17 protein-coding genes are annotated in these 19,693 nt (G+C 66.6%); 11 read left to right on the top strand and 6 right to left on the bottom strand.

Annotated features, from left to right (window positions below):
* Positions 1–2: 2 nt before the first annotated feature.
* The 3 genes from glpK to panB form a co-directional block, all read right to left on the bottom strand.
* Positions 3–1,481 carry a glycerol kinase GlpK gene (glpK, locus tag FGK63_RS12185; RefSeq protein ID WP_138842591.1) on the bottom strand — a complete coding sequence of 493 codons (1,479 nt, stop codon included), beginning with the start codon at positions 1,479–1,481 and terminating at the stop codon, positions 3–5.
* A 69-nt stretch (positions 1,482–1,550) separates the two neighbouring features.
* Positions 1,551–2,402 carry a pantoate--beta-alanine ligase gene (panC, locus tag FGK63_RS12180; protein WP_138842589.1) on the bottom strand — a complete coding sequence of 284 codons (852 nt, stop codon included), beginning with the start codon at positions 2,400–2,402 and terminating at the stop codon, positions 1,551–1,553.
* Complete coding sequence (panB, locus tag FGK63_RS12175) at positions 2,399–3,238, bottom strand: 3-methyl-2-oxobutanoate hydroxymethyltransferase (protein ID WP_138842587.1); 840 nt, start codon at positions 3,236–3,238, stop codon at positions 2,399–2,401. Before panB ends, panC begins: the two co-directional genes overlap by 4 nt.
* A gap of 172 nt (positions 3,239–3,410) precedes the next feature.
* On the opposite strand from panB, the gene FGK63_RS12170 reads away from it, so the two are divergent.
* The 6 genes from FGK63_RS12170 to FGK63_RS12145 all read left to right on the top strand — a co-directional run bounded on the left by FGK63_RS12170 (position 3,411) and on the right by FGK63_RS12145 (position 10,965).
* Positions 3,411–4,898 carry an ABC transporter substrate-binding protein gene (locus tag FGK63_RS12170; RefSeq protein WP_138842585.1) on the top strand — a complete coding sequence of 496 codons (1,488 nt, stop codon included), beginning with the start codon at positions 3,411–3,413 and terminating at the stop codon, positions 4,896–4,898.
* 61 nt (positions 4,899–4,959) lie between these two features.
* The gene (locus FGK63_RS12165; RefSeq protein ID WP_138842583.1) at positions 4,960–6,045 is read left to right on the top strand and encodes a ligand-gated ion channel; all 1,086 of its coding nucleotides are present in this window, start codon (positions 4,960–4,962) and stop codon (positions 6,043–6,045) included.
* A gap of 40 nt (positions 6,046–6,085) precedes the next feature.
* Positions 6,086–7,033 (top strand): ABC transporter permease, encoded by a 948-nt coding sequence (locus FGK63_RS12160; protein ID WP_138842581.1) that lies wholly within the window; start codon positions 6,086–6,088, stop codon positions 7,031–7,033.
* On the top strand, positions 7,030–7,845 hold the full coding sequence (locus tag FGK63_RS12155) for an ABC transporter permease (protein WP_138842579.1): 816 nt from the start codon (positions 7,030–7,032) through the stop codon (positions 7,843–7,845). Before FGK63_RS12160 ends, FGK63_RS12155 begins: the two co-directional genes overlap by 4 nt.
* Entirely contained in the window at positions 7,842–9,440 is a 1,599-nt protein-coding gene (locus FGK63_RS12150) for an ABC transporter ATP-binding protein (RefSeq protein WP_138842577.1), read from the top strand. Before FGK63_RS12155 ends, FGK63_RS12150 begins: the two co-directional genes overlap by 4 nt.
* Before the next feature lie 76 nt (positions 9,441–9,516).
* The gene (locus FGK63_RS12145) at positions 9,517–10,965 is read left to right on the top strand and encodes an aldehyde dehydrogenase family protein (RefSeq protein ID WP_138842575.1); all 1,449 of its coding nucleotides are present in this window, start codon (positions 9,517–9,519) and stop codon (positions 10,963–10,965) included.
* A gap of 8 nt (positions 10,966–10,973) precedes the next feature.
* On the opposite strand, the gene pncB is transcribed toward FGK63_RS12145, so the two are convergent.
* Entirely contained in the window at positions 10,974–12,266 is a 1,293-nt protein-coding gene (gene pncB, locus FGK63_RS12140) for a nicotinate phosphoribosyltransferase (protein ID WP_138842574.1), read from the bottom strand.
* A 196-nt stretch (positions 12,267–12,462) separates the two neighbouring features.
* On the opposite strand from pncB, the gene FGK63_RS12135 reads away from it, so the two are divergent.
* Positions 12,463–12,969: a hypothetical protein gene (locus FGK63_RS12135; protein WP_218961134.1), complete on the top strand. Its 507-nt coding sequence runs from the start codon at positions 12,463–12,465 to the stop codon at positions 12,967–12,969.
* A 12-nt stretch (positions 12,970–12,981) separates the two neighbouring features.
* On the opposite strand, the gene pncA is transcribed toward FGK63_RS12135, so the two are convergent.
* Positions 12,982–13,575: a bifunctional nicotinamidase/pyrazinamidase gene (gene pncA / locus FGK63_RS12130; protein ID WP_138842570.1), complete on the bottom strand. Its 594-nt coding sequence runs from the start codon at positions 13,573–13,575 to the stop codon at positions 12,982–12,984.
* A gap of 96 nt (positions 13,576–13,671) precedes the next feature.
* Between pncA and trhO the strand changes: the two genes are divergently transcribed.
* From trhO to FGK63_RS12110, 4 genes are all read left to right on the top strand, one after another.
* A complete protein-coding gene (gene trhO / locus FGK63_RS12125) occupies positions 13,672–14,577 on the top strand; it encodes an oxygen-dependent tRNA uridine(34) hydroxylase TrhO (protein ID WP_138842568.1) in 906 nt (301 codons plus the stop codon).
* 79 nt (positions 14,578–14,656) lie between these two features.
* Positions 14,657–15,187 (top strand): potassium channel family protein, encoded by a 531-nt coding sequence (locus FGK63_RS12120; RefSeq protein ID WP_138842566.1) that lies wholly within the window; start codon positions 14,657–14,659, stop codon positions 15,185–15,187.
* Between the two features lie 184 nt (positions 15,188–15,371).
* Positions 15,372–17,789, top strand: a complete 2,418-nt coding sequence (locus FGK63_RS12115; protein WP_138842564.1) for a GcvT family protein — start codon at positions 15,372–15,374, stop codon at positions 17,787–17,789.
* 26 nt (positions 17,790–17,815) lie between these two features.
* The gene (locus FGK63_RS12110) at positions 17,816–19,192 is read left to right on the top strand and encodes an MmgE/PrpD family protein (protein WP_138842562.1); all 1,377 of its coding nucleotides are present in this window, start codon (positions 17,816–17,818) and stop codon (positions 19,190–19,192) included.
* Here the strand turns inward: FGK63_RS12110 and thpR are convergent.
* A complete protein-coding gene (gene thpR, locus FGK63_RS12105; protein ID WP_138842560.1) occupies positions 19,147–19,689 on the bottom strand; it encodes an RNA 2',3'-cyclic phosphodiesterase in 543 nt (180 codons plus the stop codon). The genes FGK63_RS12110 and thpR overlap by 46 nt on opposite strands.
* Positions 19,690–19,693 lie beyond the last annotated feature (4 nt).

The following is a 19,693-nucleotide window of genomic DNA, read 5'->3' as shown; positions in this document are numbered from 1 at the left end:
ATTCAGAACGCCATCGCGGCCTGCACGGCGCGTTGCCACCGGGCATAGGCGGCGTCGCGTTTCTCGGCGGACATGACCGGTTCGAACCGGCGGTCCAGCGCCCAGGTCTCGGCGAAGCCGGCGCGGTCAGGATAGACCCCGGCCTGCATCCCGGCAAGCCACGCGGCGCCCAGCGCCGTCGTCTCCTGCATCACCGGCCGGTCGACCGGCGCGCCCAGAAGATCGGCCAACCCCTGCATCGCCCAGTTCGAGGCGCTCATGCCGCCGTCCACCCGCAGGATCACATCCGTCTCGGATCCCCAGTCGCCCTGCATCGCCTGCCACAGGTCGCGCGTCTGGTAGGCGATGCTTTCCAGCGCCGCGCGGGCGATCTCGGCCCGGCCCGAATTGCGGGTCAGGCCAAAGATCGCGCCCCGGCAATCCGGGTTCCAATAGGGCGCGCCGAGCCCGGTGAAGGCCGGCACCAGCACGACCTGCTGGTTGGGGTCCGATTGCGCGGCCAACTCGCCGGATTGCGCGGCGTCGTCGATGATCCGCAGCGCGTCGCGCAGCCATTGCACCGCCGCCCCGGCGATGAAGATCGACCCTTCCAGCGCATAGGTGCGCTGGCCGCCAAGCTGGCAGGCGATCGTGGTCAGCAGGCGGTTCTGCGACTCGACCGGTTCCGTGCCGGTGTTGAGCAGCGCGAAACAGCCGGTGCCATAGGTCGATTTCATCATGCCCGGCTCGAAACAGGCCTGCCCCATCGTCGCCGCCTGCTGGTCGCCCGCGACGCCGAGGATCGGGATGCTGCCGCCGAACAGCGTCGTGTGCCCGAATTCCGACGCGCAATCCCGCACCTCGGGCAGCATCGCCGCGGGCACGTCCAGCAGATCGCAGATCTCGTCGCTCCAGACGCCCTGGTGGATGTCGAACAGCAGCGTCCGCGCGGCGTTGGTGGCGTCGGTCGCATGCACCCGGCCCCCGGTCAGCCGCCAGACCAGAAAGCTGTCGATGGTGCCGAACAACAGCTCGCCCGCCGTCGCCCGTTCGCGCGCACCGGGGAAGGTATCGAGCATCCACTTGACCTTGGTGCCCGAGAAATAGGGATCCAGCAGCAGCCCGGTCTGGGCCGAGATGTCGTCCTCGCACCCGGCCTGGCGGAACCTTTCGCAGATGCCGGCGGTGCGGCGATCCTGCCAGACGATGGCGTTGCCGAGCGGTTTGCCGGTGGCCCGGTCCCAGATGACCGTGGTTTCGCGCTGGTTGGTGATGCCGATGCCGGCGATCTGTCCCGGCGTCACGCCCTGCGATTCCATCACGTCGCGGCAGACCTTCAGAACGCTGGCCCAGATCTCCTCGGCGTCGTGCTCGACCCAGCCTTCCTGCGGGAAATGCTGCGAGAATTCCTTCTGCGCGGTGCCGACGGCTTGCATCCGCGCGTCGAACAGAATGGCCCGCGTCGATGTGGTTCCCTGGTCGATGGCCAGAATGTGGGTCATGCCCGCCTCTTCCCTGTCAATTTGCGGGGGAGACTAGCGCGAAGCCGGCCGATCCGGCCAGCCCCGAGTTCAGGCGGGTGACACCGGGATGTTGTCGATCAGCCGAACGCCCTCGGCCCAGGCGGCGCAGAACAGGCGCGCCGGGCGGGATGCGCGGGTCAGCGGCTCGAGCGTTTCGGCGCAGCGCAGGTCCAGGTATTCGACCTGCACGAAGCCCGCCGACAGAAGATCGCCCTGCGCCTTGCGCGTCAGCGCATCGAAGGGTTCGCCGCGTTCCAGCGCCTTGGCCACGTCGCCCATGACCGCGTTCATCCCGGCGGCGATGCGCAGCCCTTCGGGCGACAGCCGCAGGTTGCGCGAGGACATCGCCAGGCCCGATGGCTCGCGCACGGTGGGGCAGCCGATCACCTCGACCGGAATGTCGAGATCGCGGGCCATGCGGCGGACGACCATCAGCTGCTGATAGTCCTTTTCCCCGAAATAGGCTCTGTTTGCCTGCGTCTGCAGGAACAGCTTGGCGACCACGGTCGCGACGCCGTCGAAATGGCCGGGGCGGAACTCGCCCTCCATCACGTCGGTCAGCCCCGAGACCGAAACCGTCGAGGCGAAACCCGCCGGATAGATCTCGTCCGGGTCGGGGACATAGATGGCGTCCACATCGAAAGGGGTCAGCTTGACGGCGTCCTCGGCCTCGGTCCGGGGGTATTTCGCCAGATCCTCGGGGTTGTTGAACTGCTTGGGGTTCACGAAGATCGTCACGATCACCCGGTCGCACTCCGCGCGGGCGGCCCGGGCCAGCGACAGATGCCCCTGGTGCAGCGCGCCCATGGTGGGCACCACGCCGATCACCTGGCCCGCCCGCATCCATTCCGAAGTCCGCGCGCGCAGGTCGGCCAGCCGGCGCAGGATCGGGGCGGTCATGACTTGGCGCCCTTGGCGGGGGCCTGGTCGGCAAAGACATGCTCGGCGGCGGGGAAGGCGCGGGCGCGCACCTCGGCGGCGTATTCGGCGATGGCGGCTTCGGCCTGCGGACCAAGATCTGCATAGCGTTTGACGAATTTCGGCTTGAAGGCGGTGAAGAAGCCCAGCATGTCGTCGACGACCAGGATCTGCCCGTCGCAGCCGGCCGACGCCCCGATGCCGATGGTGGGGATCGGAACCTCGGCGGTGATCCGGTCGGCCAGGCCCTGCGGCACCTTTTCCAGCACCACCGCGAACGCGCCGGCCGCCGCCACCGCGCGGGCGTCGGCCAGAACCGCCTCGGCCTGCGCGTCGCGGCCCTGCACCTTGTAGCCGCCCAGCGTGTTGATCGATTGCGGCGTCAGCCCGATATGCGCCATCACCGGGATGCCGCGCGCCACGAGGAACCGGATGGTCTCGGCCATCTCGACGCCGCCCTCCAGCTTGACCGCGCCCGCGCCGGTCTCGGCCATCAGGCGGGCGGCGTTGCGGAACGCCTGCGCCGGGCCTTCCTCGTAGCTGCCAAAGGGCATGTCGATGACCATCATCGCCTGCTCCAGCCCGCGGGCCACGGCCTGACCGTGCAGGATCATCATCTCCATCGTGACGCCCAGGGTCGAGCTCAGCCCGTGCAGGACCATGCCGACGCTGTCGCCGACCAGCACGAAGTCGCAATGGGCGTCCATCAGCCGCGCCATCGGCGTCGTGTAGGCGGTCAGGCTGACCAGCGGCTCGCCGCCTTTTCCGGCGCGGATATCCTCGGCGGTCGGGGCTTTCTTGCGGGCTGTGGCGCTCATTTGCGGTCCCCTGGACAGGTCATGTTGCAGCGCGGCATAGCAAGTAAGGCCCGTCCAAGAAAGACCGGTTGCGCCAACAATTCCTTGATTGCCCCAAGGTTTGGGGGAACAGTGAGGGGGATCGTCCGCGCCGAAAGCGCGGAATGACCGATACTTCAGGGGAGGGATTTTCATGGGACAGCCAATGTACCGGGCTTTCGCATCCGCGTTGGCGGTGAGCGCCAGCCTGTTCGCAACGCAGGGCTGGGCGCAGTCCGACATCACCATCGCGATGCAGCTTGAACCGCCGCATCTGGACCCGACCAGCGCCGCCGCGCAGGCCATCGATTCGGTGGTCTACGCCAACGTCTTCGAAGGGCTGACGCGGTTCATGGGCGACGGCTCGATCGTTCCGGGCCTGGCGGAAAGCTGGGAGATCTCGGATGACGGCAAGGTCTACACCTTCAAGCTGCATGAGGGTGTCACCTTCCACGACGGCACGGCGATGGATGCCGAGGACGTCAAGTTCAGCCTCGACCGCGCCCGCGCCGAGGACAGCGCCAATGCGCAAAAGGCTCTGTTCGCCGGGATCGAGGCGGTCGAGGTCGTGGACCCGCTGACCGTGAAGGTCACGCTGAGCGAACCGGACGGCAACTTCCTGTTCAACATGGCCTGGGGCGACGCGGTGATCGTGGCGCCGGAAAGCATCGAGAACATCAAGACCAACCCGGTCGGCACCGGCGCCTACAAGTTCGGCGAATGGGTGCAGGGCGACAAGATCGTGCTGGAGCGCAACCCCGACTACTGGGGCGAGCAGCCGGCGCTCGAGATGGCGACGTTCAAGTTCATCTCGGACCCGACCGCCGCCTTCGCCGCGGTCATGGCCGAGGATGTCGATGTCTTCACCGGCTTCCCGGCGCCCGAAAACCTGCCGCAATTCGAGGCCGATCCGCGGTTCCAGGTCCTCGTCGGCTCGACCGAGGGCGAGACGATCCTGTCCACCAACAACAAGCAGCCGCCCTTCGACGACGTCCGCGTGCGCCAGGCGCTTGCCCATGCCATCGACCGTCAGGCCATCATCGACGGCGCGATGTTCGGATACGGCACGCCGATCGGCACCCATTTCGCGCCGCACCATCCGGCCTATGTCGATCTGACCGGCAACTCGGCCTACGACCCGGAAAAGGCCAAGGCGCTGCTGGCCGAGGCGGGCTTTGCCGACGGGTTCGAAACCACGCTGCACCTGCCGCCGCCTTCCTACGCGCGGCGCGGCGGCGAGATCATCGCGGCGCAGCTGGCCGAGGTCGGCATCAAGGCCGAGATCATCAACGTGGAATGGGCGCAGTGGCTGGAAAGCGTGTTCAAGGGCAAGGATTTCGGCCTGACCATCGTCAGCCACACCGAACCGATGGACATCGGCATCTACGCCCGGCCGGATTACTACTTCCAGTATGACAAGCCCGAGTTCCAGGCATTGATGGAAACGCTGACCAAGACCACCGACCCGGACGAGCGCAACAAGCTCTTGGGCGATGCGCAGCGCATGATCGCCGAGGATTACGTCAACGGCTTCCTCTTCCAGCTGGCGGCGCTGAGCGTGGCCAAGGCGGGCGTCCAGGGTCTGTGGGTCAACGCGCCGACGGCGGCGACGGACCTGTCCGCCATCACCTGGGCCGAGTGACAAGAATCGCCGGAGGCCCTACACTGGGCCTCCTGCATTCTTTCAAGGCTTTGGCCCGGCCATGTTCTTTTCCAAGTGCCTCAGGTTCTTCGGCTTTCTCGTCGTCCCGGCATTCGCCGGGCTGATCGCCGCGAGCTTTCCGGCGAAGGCGCAGGACCTGTTCCGCGGTGACATGAAGACGGTGCTGGGAAAACCGGACTCCCCGCTGCAGGTCGGCATCGGTATCAAGATCGACCAGATCACCAGCGTCGACCAGAAATCCGAGAACTACGGCGCCGTCGTGGTCATCCGGGCCGAATGGAAGGATCCGGCGCTGGCCTTCGATCCCGAGGTCGTGGGCCGTGACATTCGCGTGGTGGCGCCGAGGTCACTGGCGGATCATGCCGAATCCATCGGCACGGTCCTTCCCGCCTTCGTCATCCACAATCAGCAGTCCAACCGCTGGATCCACGAATCCGCCGCCGCCGTCAGCAGCGACGGCAGCGTGATCTATGTCGAGAAATCGAACCTCACCTTGCAGGCACCGCATTTCAACTTTCTCAAGTACCCGTTCGACACGCAGGAATTCCACTTCGAGGTGGTCTCGATCCTGCCCTCAGAATTCGTGAGCTACGAACCCCTGCACCAGTTTTCCGGCCTCGGCGACCAGCTGGGCGAAGAAGAATGGATCCTCGGCAATGCCAGGTTGGAGAAATCCCATGTCATCGGCCTGTCGGGACGGGTCAGCGATCAGGTGGCGCTGGTTTTCGACGGCAACCGCCACCTGACCTATTACGTCATCCGTGTCTTCCTGCCGATGCTGGTGCTGGTCACCGTCAGCTGGACCCTGTTCTTCCTGGACGAATACCGCAAGCGGATCGAGATCTCGGGCGCCAACCTGCTGGTCTTCGTCGCCTTCAACTGGGCGATCTCGGCCGACCTGCCCAAGCTCGGATACCTGACCTTCCTGGATTTCATCCTGCAATGGATGTTCGTGGTGACCGGCGCCATCATCGTCTTCAACGTGGTGCTGCGGAAGATCAAGGTTTCGGGGCGCGACGCGCTGGCGCGCAAGCTCGACAACTACGCCATCAAGTGGATCTACCCGCTGGGCTATGCCGCCATCGTCGGCTACGCGGTTTTCGCCTATCTGCTGGTGCCGTCCTAGGTTCTGGACCGTAGCCGCAACCGCGCCTAACGTGGCGGGGATGCTTCGCTATTCGCTCAAACGCCTCATCTCGCTCTGCCTCAGCCTGGCGGTCGCTTCGGTGGTCATATTCGCCGTGATCGAAGTGGCGCCGGGCGACCCGGCCTCGTTCATGCTGGGCGTCAATGCGCAGCCGGACACGCTGGCGGCGCTGCGGGCCGAGCTGGGTTTGGACGTGCCCAAGCACGAGCGGTACTTCAACTGGGTCGGCGGGATGCTGACGGGGGATTTCGGCACTTCCTACACCTACCGGACACCGGTATCCGACATGATCGCCGACCGGATGTGGGTGTCGTTGCCGCTGGCGCTCTATGCCCTGACATTGTCCACGGCGATCGCCTTTCCGGCGGGCATCTACGCCGCGTCCCGGCGCGGCAAGCCGGGCGACATCGCGGTGATGGGCGCCACGCAGCTGGGGATCGCGGTGCCGAATTTCTGGTTCGCGATGATGCTGGTGCTGATCTTCGCGATCAACCTGCGCCTCTTCAACGCCGGCGGCTTCGCCGGGTGGGAGGACGGGATCTGGACCGGGCTGCATTCCCTGACCCTGCCCGCGATCGCGCTGGCCCTGCCGCAGGCCGCCATCCTGGCCCGCGTGATGCGGTCGGCGCTGCTGGACATCCTGGGCGAGGATTTCATGCGCACCGCCCGCGCCAAGGGCCTTTCCCGCCGCCAGGCGTTGTGGCGGCACGGGGTGCGCAACGCCCTGATCCCGGTGCTGACCATCATCGGCCTGCAATTCTCGTTCCTGCTGGCCGGGGCCATCATCATCGAGCAGGTCTTCTACCTGCCCGGGCTGGGGCGGCTGGTGTTCCAGGCGATCTCGTCGCGCGACCTGATCGTGGTGGAATCCGTAGTGATGCTGCTGGTGTTTGCGGTGATCATCGTGAATTTCCTGGTGGACCTCGCCTATGCCGCGGTCGATCCCCGGTTGAGGAGCCGCACATGAGCCGCAACCTGATCCTCGGCGCCTGCCTGTCGTCGCTGGTGGTGCTGGCGGCCCTGATCTCGTTCGTCTGGACGCCCTACGACCATGCGGCGCTCGACATCCCCGCCAAGCTGCAGCCGCCCGATGCGCAGCACTGGTTCGGCACCGATCATTTCGGGCGGGACATGTTCTCGATGATCATGGTGGGCGCGCGCACCTCGATCGCGGTGGCGCTGGTGGCGGTGGGAATCGGCATGGCGCTGGGCGTGCCGCTGGGGCTGACCGCGGCGGCGCGCAAGGGCTCGTGGCTGGACGAGCTGATCATGCGCGGCAACGACCTGGTCTTCGCCTTCCCGTCGCTGGTCATCGCCATCCTGATCACCGCCGTGTTCGGGGCCGGCGCGATCAACGCGATCATCGCCATCGGCATCTTCAACATCCCGGTCTTCGCCCGCATCACCCGCGGCGCGGCGCTGTCCCTGTGGGAGCGCGAGTTCATCATGGCCGCGCGCGTCGCCGGCAAGGGCGCTGCCCGCATCTCGGCCGAGCACATCCTGCCGAACGTGGCCAACCTGCTGATCGTGCAGGGCACCATCCAGTTCTCCCTCGGCATCCTGGCCGAGGCGGGGCTCAGCTATGTGGGTCTCGGCGCGCAGCCGCCGACCCCCAGCTGGGGCCGGATGCTGGCGGATGCGCAGACCATGGTCGGCATCGCGCCGCATCTGGCGCTGATCCCGGGCTTCGCCATCATCCTGACAGTGCTTGGGCTGAACCTGATGGGCGACGGGCTGCGCGACTGGCTGGACCCCCGCATCAGGGTGGCCCGCGCATGAGCCTGCTTGCGATCACCAACCTGTCGCTTTCGGTCCATGCCGCCGGCATCCTCAAGGACGTGAGCCTGTCCATCGACCCGGGCCAGATCGTGGCCGTCACCGGCGAAAGCGGCTCGGGCAAGTCGATGACGGCGCTGGCGGTGATGCAACTGCTGCCGAACGGGGCGCGGACGGCGGGGTCGGTCCTGCTGGACGGCAAGGAACTGCTGGACCGGCCCGAGGCCGAGATGTGCGCCCTGCGCGGCGCCTCGATCGGCATGGTGTTCCAGGAGCCGATGACCGCGCTCAACCCGGTCAAGACCATCGGCGACCAGGTGATGGAGACCATCCTGATCCACAAGGCGATGCCGAAGGATCAGGCCCAGGACCGCGCGCGCGAGGTGCTGACCCGTGTCGGCCTGCCGCCCGACAAGTTCCCCCTGGGCCGCTATCCCCACGAACTGTCCGGCGGGCAGCGCCAGCGCGTGGTGATCGCCATGGCCATTGCGCTGCGGCCAAGGCTCCTGATCGCGGACGAGCCGACGACGGCGCTGGACGTCACCACGCAGGCGCAGATCCTCGACCTGCTCAAGGGGCTGGTTTCGGAATACGGCATGGGCCTCTTGATGATCACCCACGACCTGGCGGTGGTGGCGGGCATGGCGGACCGGATCGTCGTGATGCGCCGCGGCGAAGTGGTCGAGACCGGGCCGACCCGTCACCTGCTGGCCAACATGCGCCACCCCTACACCCGGATGCTGTTCGAGGCGTCGAGCCACCAGGTCAGCCTGCCGGATGCGACCGGCCGCGCGCCGCTGCTCGCCCTTAACGGGGTTGTGCGCGACTACCGCCTCCCGCGGACGAAGCTGTTCGGGGATCCGGGCCATCACAGGGCCGTCGACAACGTGAGCTTTACCCTGAACCGCGGAGAGCGCCTGGGGCTGGTGGGCGAATCCGGCTGCGGAAAATCGACCCTGACACGGGCGATTCTGGGGCTTGAGGACGTGCAGCAGGGTCAGATCCTGCTGGACGGGCAGCCGGTCTTTGCCGGGCACAGGCCCAACCTCGAGGTTCGCCGCAAGATGCAGGTTGTGTTCCAGGACCCGTTCGGCAGCTTCAACCCCCGTCACCGGGTCGCGCGCCTGATCACCGAGCCCTTCCACCTGCTGCAGGCACCGCCCACCGGCTCCGAGCGGCAGGACCGCATCGCCGAGATGCTGACCGCCGTCGGACTGACGCCGGAGGATGCCGGCAAATACATCCACGAATTCTCGGGCGGCCAGCGGCAGCGCATCGCCATCGCCCGCGCGCTGATCACCCGGCCTCAGCTGATCCTGTTCGACGAGGCGGTGTCGGCGCTCGACGTTTCGGTGCGGGCGCAGATCCTCGATCTGCTGGCCGAGCTCTGCGCGGCCTATGACCTGACTTATCTGTTCATCAGCCACGACCTGAGCGTGGTGCGCACGATCACCGACCGGGTGATGGTGATGCGTGCCGGCAGGATCGTCGAACAGGGCGAGACCGAACAGGTCTTTTCCGACCCGCAGCACCCCTATACCCGGGCGCTTATCGCGGCCGCCCCGCGCCTGCCGGATTTCGGACGGGGGGCGGCCTGATGCCAGACTCACCCCGGACACGCGGAATACGCCTGCTCAGAGCCGCATTTCGCGCCCATGTGACAAGGAGTTCCCTATGACCGACCCCATCTGGTTCGACCCGAGTCTATGCCTGATCGGCGGCACCTGGCAGGCCGCGGCGGGCGGAACCCTGACCTTGGTGAATCCCTCGGACGGAACCGAAATCTGCCGGATCGCGCGGGGCGGGCCCGCCGATGTCGAGGCCGCCGTCAAGGCGGCGCAGGCGGCGCGGGACGGGGCGTGGGGCCGCATGACCGCGCTCGAGCGGGGGCGGATCCTGACACGGATGGGCCAGCTGGTGCAGGAGCGGGCGGAAACACTGGCCACGCTCGAGGCGATGGATGTTGGCAAGCCGCTGACCCAGGCCCGCGCCGATGCGCTGGCGCTGGCGCGCTATTGCGAATTCTACGGCGGTGCGGCCGACAAGGTGACGGGCGAGACCATTCCCTATCTCGACGGCTATACCGTCTATACCCTGCGCGAGCCGCACGGCGTGACCGGCCATATCGTGCCCTGGAACTATCCGATGCAGATCATCGGCCGCTCGGTCGGGGCGGCGCTGGCGATGGGCAATGCCTGCGTGCTGAAACCGGCGGAAGAGGCCTGCCTGACCGCGCTGGCCTTTGCCCATCTGGCCGCCGAGGCGGGGCTGCCCGCCGGCGCGCTGAACGTGGTTCCGGGGCTGGGGGCCGAGGCCGGGGCGGCGCTGGCCGGCCATCCGGGCGTGCAACACATCTCGTTCACGGGCTCGGTCGCCACCGGCGCGCAAGTCGCACAGGCGGCGGGGCGCAACGTCGTGCCGGTGACGCTGGAACTGGGCGGCAAGTCGCCGCAACTGGTCTTTGACGACGCCGATCTGGACGCGGCCCTGCCGTTCCTCGTCAACGCGGGCATCCAGAACGCGGGCCAGACCTGCTCGGCCTCGTCGCGCATCCTGGCGCAGCGCGGCATCTACGATCAGGTGAAGGCGCGGATGGTCGAGGCCTATGGGCAGCTCACCGTCGGCCCCGCGGCCGAGGATCTCCGCCTCGGCCCGCTGATCTCGGAACGCCAGAAGGAGATCGTCGAGGGGTTTCTCGCCAGGGGCGCCGATCTGACCGTGGCGGCGCAGGGGCAGATCGTGGACCACGCGCCCAGGACCGGGGCCTATGTCCGCCCCACCCTGTTCGCCGACGTGCCGCCGGACCACGTGCTGGCGCGAAACGAGATCTTCGGACCGGTGCAGGTGCTGATCCCGTTCGATACCGAGGACGAGGCCGTGGCAATCGCCAACGGCACCGACTATGGTCTGGTCGCCAGCCTCTGGACCCGCGACGGCGCGCGGCAGATGCGCCTGGCGAAACGTCTGCGCGCGGGACAGGTCTTCATCAACAACTACGGCGCCGGCGGCGGGGTGGAACTGCCTTTCGGCGGCGTCGGCAAATCCGGTCACGGGCGGGAAAAGGGGTTCGAGGCGCTATACGGCTTTTCGCAGCTTAAGACGGTCGCCGCCCATCACGGCTAGGGGCGGCGTCAGACCTCGACCTTGATCGCCGCCTGTTTGCCGACGTGAAAGACCCGCTTGTAGCGTTCGATCTCGTCCTCGGGTCCCATCGCCTTTTCCGGATTGTCCGACAGTTTGACGGTCGGCTTGCCATTGGCCGCGGCCGCCTTGCAGACCAGCGAGAACGGGGCCAGCCGGTCGTCGGGGACCAGCCCGCGGAAATCGTTGGTCAGCAGCGTGCCCCAGCCGAACGAGACCTTGGCCCGCCCCGAGAACCGTGCGTGCAATTCGACGATCTTGTCCACGTCCAGCGCGTCGGAAAAGATGATCCGTTTCTGCATCGGGTCTTCGCCGCGCGATTTCCACCAGCCGATCGCGATCTCGGCCCCCTCGGCGGGGTCGCCGCTGTCGACCCGGACGCCGGTCCACCCGGCCAGCCAGTCGGGCGCGTGCGCCAGGAACCCCTTGGTGCCGTAGGTGTCGGGCAGGATGATGCGCAGGTTGCCCTCATGCTCCTCGTGCCAGTCGCTCAGCACGTCGTAGGGGGCCTTGGCCAGTTCCTCGTCGGTTTCGGCCAGCGCGCAATAGACCATCGGCAGTTCATGGGCGTTGGTGCCGATCGCCTCGACCTCGCGCCGCATCGCGATCAGGCAGTTCGAGGTGCCGGTGAAGGCGCTGCCAAGCCCTTCGATCATCGCCTGCACGCACCAATCCTGCCACAGAAAGGAATGCCGCCGCCGGGTTCCGAAATCGGCGATGCTGAGCCCGTCGATCTCGCGCAGCTTCTCGATCTTCTCCCAGACGCGGGTCATGGCGCGGGCATAGAGCACCTGCAGCTCGAACCGCCGCATCTGGTCCAGCACCGCGCGCGAGCGCAGCTCCATCAGAACCGCCAGCGCCGGGATTTCCCACAGCATGACCTCGTGCCACTTGCCCTCGAAGGTCAGCTCGTACTGGTCGCCCTTGCGTTCAAGATGGTAGGGCGGCAGGCGCAGGTTCTCGAACCACTCCATGAAATCCGGGCGGAACATCTGGCGCTTGCCGTAGAACGTGTTGCCGCGCAGCCAGGTGCTTTCGCCGCGGCTGAGGCCGAGCGAGCGGATGTGGTCCAGCTGTTCGCGCAACTCGCCTTCATCGACCAACTCGGCCAGGGGAATGTGATTCGAGCGGTTGATCAGAGAGAAAACCACGTCCGTTTGCGGCTTATTTCGAAACACTGACTGGCACATGAGGAGTTTGTAGAAGTCCGTATCAATCAGGGATCGGACGATGGGGTCGATCTTCCACTTGTGATTGTAGACGCGTGTCGCGATGTCGACCATTTCAAACTCCCGCAATTTCCACTGTTAGACCAATCACCGGAATGCTTGGCAAGAGCATCCGAATTGAAGACAATGGCTAGGTCAGGTCACATTCCGGGCTTAATTGTTGCGCCTGTTTTCCGGATACTGGCGATGGAAATACCAGTGCTGAGTGGTTCGTATGGGTTTAAGGTACGATTTTGACATTCTTACGATTATGTCCGACGACCTTTTTGAGAATGAAAAACTTTTGGAGCTGCTCCGTCAAAGCGGCATCAAGCAGGGCGGCAAGAAGAATAAGGTCGCCTTGTTCCGGGACGTCAGGACCGCCGACGCCCTGCGCGCCGCGTCGCCCGCCATACGGCGGCTGTTCCTGAATTCCGGCTTCGGCCTGAACACCTATGACAGCGGCGTGCCGGCGGGGTATTACCCGGCCGAGGACGAAGAGGCGCGCAACCAGATCCTGCGGCAACTGGTTGGCGACATGAAGAACACCCGGCTCAGGGGCGAATATTGCGGAGACTTTGAGCTTGCGGGGTTCCTGGACCACATCCTGACCGCCAAGCCGCTGATCACCCCCGCAAGCATGCAGGTCGTCGAAGGCAAAACCGACCAGGCGCCCTCGGCCCGCCGGAAGGCCCTGTTTCGGGTCGGAATCGGCGTGGGCCTGGCCGCGATCGCGTTCGCGCTGATCAAGTGTCTTGCGGACACGTTCTCCGACTGAACGCCTTCGTCGTCACACAAGCTTCACGCCCGCATCCCGCATGGCCCGTTCGGCGGCGGCAAGCGACCCGTCCAGGTCGATCGCCCGGCACGCCTCCATCCTGACCGAAACGCCGAAGCCCAGCCGCGCCGCATCCACCGCCGAGAAATGAACGCAGAAATCGGTGGCCAGCCCGGCAAGGGTCAGCCGGTCGATGCTGCGCGTGCGCAGGTACCCTTCCAGACCCGTCGGCGTGGTCCGGTCATTCTCGAAAAAGGCCGAATAGCTGTCGATCGCTGCGCGGAACCCCTTGCGCAGGATCAGGTCCGCATCGGTCCGCAGATCGCTGTGAAAGGCCGCGCCTCCGGTTCCCTGCACGCAGTGGTCCGGCCACAGCACCTGCGGGCCGTAAGGCATTTCGATCAGGTCATACGGCGCTTTGCCCGCATGGCTGCTGGCGAACGAGGAATGACCTGGCGGGTGCCAGTCCTGGGTCAGGATCACCGCGTCGAAATCCTCCATCATCGCGTTGATCGGCGCGACCACCTCGTCGCCGCCGGGCACGGCCAGCGCGCCGCCGGGGCAGAAATCGTTCTGGACGTCGATCACGAGCAGGGCATGGGTCATGGCGGTCTCCTTGCGCTGCCCTATCGGTAGGACGCGCGCGGGCGCAGGTCAATCCGGGCTCTTGCCCCCCGGACCCCGGGGCATTAGATCGCGGCCATGTACACGATTGCCGCGCTCTACCACTTCACCCGCTTCGACGACCCCGCCGCGCTCAAACCCGCGCTACTGGAATTGTGCCAAACGCAAGCCGTCAAGGGCACGCTGCTTCTGGCGCAGGAGGGGATCAACGGCACCATCGCCGGCCCCCGCGCCGGCATCGACGCGATACTGGCACATGTCCGCGCGCTGCCGGGCTGCGCCGATCTGGACTGGAAAGAGGCCAGCGCCGAGCAGCCGCCCTTTGGCAAGATGAAGGTGCGGCTGAAGAAAGAGATCGTGACCATGGGCCAGCCGGACATCGATCCGCGCGCCCGCGTCGGCCATTATATCGAGCCCCGGGACTGGAACGACCTGATCCGCGCCGACGACGTGGCGGTGATCGACACCCGCAACGACTACGAGGTCGCCATCGGCACCTTCGAGGGCGCAATCGACCCTGATACGGAAAGTTTCCGCGATTTCCCGGCCTGGTGGGAACGGAACAAGGACCGCTTCCACAACAAGCGGATCGCCATGTTCTGCACCGGCGGCATCCGCTGCGAGAAATCGACCAACTTCCTGCTGGGGCAGGGGGTCGAAGAGGTCTACCACCTCAAGGGCGGCATCCTGCGCTACCTCGAGGAGGTCCCGGCCGAGGACAGCGCCTGGCAGGGCGAGTGCTTTGTCTTCGACAACCGGGTATCGGTCGGTCACGGGCTGGTCGAAGGTCCGCACGAGCTGTGCCACGGGTGCCGCCGCCCGATCCTGCCCCAGGACAAGACCCGCCCGGAATATGAACAGGGCGTGTCCTGCCACCGCTGCATCGCCGAGACCTCGGAGGCGGACAAGATGCGGTTCCGCGAACGGCAGAAACAGATCGCCCTGGCCCGGGCGCGCGGCGAAAGGCACATGGGCATTCTCTGAACCGCGCCGCCTCATTTCAGGTTGCGGATGGGCGGTCGGCAGCGGATGATCCGGAAAACCGAACCCATGCGGAGCCCTCATGTCGCGAAACCCGAGCACGTCGGATGAATGGAGGACGACCCTGATTGCCGCTCTCGGGCTGGTCGTCGTCAGCGTTCTTGCCTATTACCTGCTGTCGCGTCTGACCGATGCCGCGGCCGGGGTGACGGTCGGAACGATCTCGACGGCGGGGCTTGCCATCTGGCTGTTCTCGCAGACCTGGTACCACATGACCATGGTTCACTCGGCGCGGCGGCAACTGCTGCTGATGGGCATTTCCTTCGTTCAGGTCGTGCCCTTCCTGTTCGCCGCCGTCTACGGGGCATTCGGGTATTACGATCTCTGCGTGCTCGGCGCCAGGTCGCCCGCGGACGCGCTGTATTTCTCGTATGTGACCTTCACGACCCTGGGCTTCGGGGATCTGCTGCCGGTCGGAATGTGCAGGTTCATCGCCGTGGCCGAGGCGATCACGGGCTACGTCCTGCTGGGCCTGCTGGTCGCCGCGGCGGTCGGGGTCTATGGCCGCGACAGGGACCGGGACGAACAGGCCGCGCCGCCGGAACGGATCTGACCCGGGCATCGCGCGGCGGTTGGCGCGATCCTGCTGGAACGGCCCGAAAACCGGCGGATAATCCTCCGTTCCCGACATCGGGCGTCGGGAACAGAGCATAACTGAACCGCGCACTGTGGCTCACTCCGGCAAAATCGACGCACCGGGATTCCGCGCCGCGTCACGAAATCAGGAGTGAATGCCCATGAAAACCCACGCCCAGGCCGTCGTGATCGGAGGTGGCCTTGTCGGTTGCTCCATCCTCTATCACCTCGCCAAGCTCGGCTGGACCGACGTGATCCTGCTCGAGCGGGACGAGTTGACCAGCGGATCGACCTGGCATGCGGCGGCGAACATTCACGGCCTGCACGACAACAACAACATCACCCGCATCCAGCACTACACGATGAACCTCTACAAGGAGCTGGAAAAGGAAACAGGCCAAGGCTGCGGCGTGTTCCAGCCGGGTTCGCTCTATCTGGCGCAGACCGAGAACCGCGAGCACCAGCTGCGCCTGCAGGAGGCCAAGGCGAAATTCTACGGGCTGAACTTCTACGAGATCGGCCGCGAACAGGCGATGGAACTGCACCCGCTGGCGCAGTTCGACGACATCCGCTGCATCATGTACGAACCCGAGGGCGGCAACGTGGACCCGTCGGGCGTGACCATGGCCTATGCCGCCGGCGCGCGGAAGATGGGGGCGACCGTGGAACGGTTCTGCCCGGTGATCGGCACCGAGCAGCAGCCCGACGGCTCGTGGATCGTGCGCACCGCCAAGGGCGACATCCGCACGCAGTGGGTGGTCAACGCCGGCGGGCTGTGGGGGCGCGAGGTGGCGGCGCTGGCGGGGATCGAACTGCCGCTGCAGCCCACCGAGCACCAGTATTTCGTGACCGAGTCGATCGACGAGGTCGCAAAGCTGGGCCGCCGCCTGCCGTCGATCGCGGACCGCGACGGCGAATACTATTTCCGGCAGGAGGGCAACGGCCTGCTGATCGGCGCCTATGAGAAGGACATGAAATTCTGGGCGGAAAACGGCACGCCGCTGGATTTCGCCCATGACCTGTTCCCCGACGACCTGGACCGGATCATGGAGAACGTGATCCGCGCCACCGAGCGGGTGCCGGTCGCGGCCACCGCGGGCGTCAAGCGCGTCATCAACGGCCCGATGATCTGGTCCCCGGATTCGAACGCCATCTGGGGGCCGGTGCCGGAACTGAGGAACTATTTCTGCTGCACCGGCATCATCCCCGGCTTCTCGCAATCGGGCGGGTTGGGCCTCTTGGCGGCGCAATGGATGATCGAGGGCGAGCCGCAATACGACATGTTCGCCTGGGATCTGGCCCGTTTCGGCGACTGGGCCGACAAGAAATTCACCAAGGCCCGGGTCGAGGACGCCTATACCCACCGCTTCGCCATCCATTTCCCGAACGAGGAACGCTCGGCCGGCCGGCCGGCGCGGGTGCGCCCCGCCTACCAGATGCAGAAGGACATGGGCTGCGTCTTCGGCCTGAACTGCGGCTGGGAACATCCTCTCTGGTTCGCGGACCGGCCCGGCGCGGTGGAAACCAACGGCTACACGCGCCAGAACTGGTGGGAGCCGGTCGGCCGCGAGGTCCGGATGCTGCGCGAGAGCGTGGGCGTGATCGACATCTCGAACTTCGCCAATTACGTCATCAAGGGGTCGGGTGCGCATGACTGGCTGGACCGGCTGGTCGCCAACCGGGTGCCGACCGAGGTGGGCCGGTCCTGCCTGACGCCGCTGATCTCGGTGCGGGGCGGCGTTGCGGGCGACTTCACCATCACCAAGGTGGCTGAGGACGAGTACATGATGATCGGCTCGGGCATGGCCGAGCGCTATCACCAGCGGTTCTTCAACATGGTGGAGCTGCCCGAGGGGACCACCCTGGAAGTGGCCACCAACCGCATCGCGGGCTTCAACGTGGCCGGGCCCAAGGCGCGTTCCGTCCTGCAGCGGCTGACCAACGCGGATCTGTCCAACGACGCCTTCCGATTCATGCGCTCGAAGACGATCGAAGTGGCGGGCGTCACCTGCCTTGCCATCCGGGTCAGTTTCACCGGCGATCTCGGCTGGGAGCTGCATTGCGCCGAAGAAGACCAGATCAGGCTCTATGCCGCGCTTCTCGAGGCGGCGCGCAAGTTCGACGGCGGCCCCGTGGGCGGCCGCGCGCTGGGCTCGCTGCGGATCGAAAAGGGCTATGGATCCTGGGGCCGGGAATATTCCCAGGAATACTGGCCGCAAGAGGTGGGGCTGGCGGGCCTGATCAAGCTCGACAAGGATTTCCTGCACAAGGACGCCTATCTTGCGGTCAAGGACAACGCCCCGCGCGAGGTGCTGTCGATCTTCGAGGTCGAGGTGGCGCATGACGCCGACGCCACCGGCGGCGAGCCGGTTTTCACCCCGGACGGCAAGTCGGTGGGGCGGGTGACCTCCGGCGCCTTCGGTTATTCCGTCGGCAAGTCGCTGGCCATCGGTTACGCCAACCCGAACGTGGCGAGGCCGGGCGACGCGGTCGAGATCTACATCCTCGGCAAGCCGCACAAGGCGGTGCTGCTGGCGGAACCGCCGTTCGATCCGGCCGGGGAACGTCTGAGAGGCTGAAAGGGCAAGGCAAGGGAGGAACCGTCATGTCCGAAACATTCAACCGCGTCGCAGATTTCGCCCTGAACCGCGCGCCGGGCGACATGCCCGACAGCGCCCGCGAGGCGGCGGCGCTGATGGCGCTGGACACGATGGGCATCCTGATCGCCGCAGGCCCGATGGAGGCCGGGGTGATCGCCCGCGACACCGCCGCGCTGCTCTATGCCAGTTCCGACCCGGCCTATTCGGCGCGGATGCTGTTCGACGGACGGCCGGTCAGCATGGCGGGCGCGGCCTATGCCGCCGCCACGCAGACCGACAACCTGGATGGGCATGACGGCTACAACCCGACCAAGGGTCATATCGGCGTGGTGGTGATCCCGGCGCTGGCGGCGCTGGCCGAGCATCTTCCCGGCCTGACCGGCCCCGAGGCGCTGGCGGCGGTGATCACCGGCTACGAGGTCGCCGGCCGCGCCGGGCTCGCGCTGCACGCCACGGTCAGCGACTATCACACCTCGGGCGCGTGGAACGCGCTGGGCGTCGTCGCGATGGCCTCGCGCCTGCGCGGGCACACGCGCGAACAGATGCGGCAGGCGATGGGCATCGCCGAATATCACGGCCCCCGCAGCCAGATGATGCGCGAGATCGCCAATCCCACCATGCTGCATGACGGCTCGGGCTGGGGGGCGCTGGTCGGCATGTCGGCGGCGGTTCTGGCCGAACGCGGCTTCACCGGCGCGCCCGCCATCACCATCGAGGAAGACCGGGCCGCGCCTTTTTGGCAGGACCTGGGAACCTTCTGGCAGATGGAGCATCAATACGTGAAGCCCTATCCGATCTGCCGCTGGGCCCATGCCGCCATCGACGGCACCCGCGCGCTGATGCTGGAGCACGGCCTGGGCCATGATCAGATCGCCCGCGTTCACATCAACAGCTTCCACCAGGCAGCCTGCCTGTTCGCGGGCATACCGGACACCACCTCGCAGGCGCAGTATTCGCTGCCTTTCGCGGTGGCGGTGCAGGCCGTTCACGGGCGGATCGGGGTCGAGCACATCTCGGGCGCCGGGCTCAAGGACCCGGTCGTCGCCCGCTTCATGGAGCGGATCTCGGTGAGTGAAACCGCCAGACACAGCGAGCGGTTCCCGGGTGGGCGCTGGGCGGACGTGCAGATCACCACGACCGACGGCCGCGTTCTCGACTCCGGCGACACCCATGCCCGCGGCGGCCCCGAAGCGCCGATGAGCCGGGACGAGGTGATCGGCAAGTACATGGACTTTGCCGCCCCGGCCATCGGCGCGGCCCGCGCGGCGGCGATCCGCGATGCGATGCTGGGCCTGACCGATCCGGGCAGCCGGTTCTCGGACCTGGCGGGTCTGCTCTACGACTCGCCGGTCTCGTTCCGGGCGGTCGAAGCCAGCGGATAGTCGGCAAGGCAGTCGTGCCGCGCGCCCTCGGGATGCAGGGTCGAGCCGTACAGCGCGAAACGGTCGACCGGCATGTCCTCGTAGCGGAAGCCGGCGACATCCTCGCGCAGGCGCCGCAGCCGGGTTCCGGGTTTCAGCCGGATGATGGTGACATGCGGGCGGAACCGGCGGCGCGGCAGGCTGATCCCGGCGCGGCTGACGGCCCGGCCGATGCTGCCATGCAGCGCGGTCAGGGCCGGCGTATCCGACACCACCAGATGAACCGCGCGGCCGTACTGGCCCAGCCCGGCAAGGGACAGGGCGAAGGGCGCGCAGCGGATCTGCTGCAGCTCCTCGTGCAGGGCTTCGAGGGTTTCCTCGCTCTGGTCGTCCAGAAAGGCCAGCGTCAGGTGCAGGTTGTCGCGCGGCAGGGGGCGGCCGACGGCAAGGCGCCGCTGCAGCGCGGCCAATGCCTTGGCGGTGTCGTCGGCGACGGGAATCGCGATGAAGCTGCGCATGTCT

Origin of the sequence: Ruegeria sediminis (genome assembly GCF_005938215.1) — a bacterium.
GTDB lineage: Bacteria > Pseudomonadota > Alphaproteobacteria > Rhodobacterales > Rhodobacteraceae > Ruegeria > Ruegeria sediminis.
The sequence above is the reverse complement of the archived record's forward strand: the minus strand, read 5'-3'. Positions and strand labels throughout refer to the sequence as shown.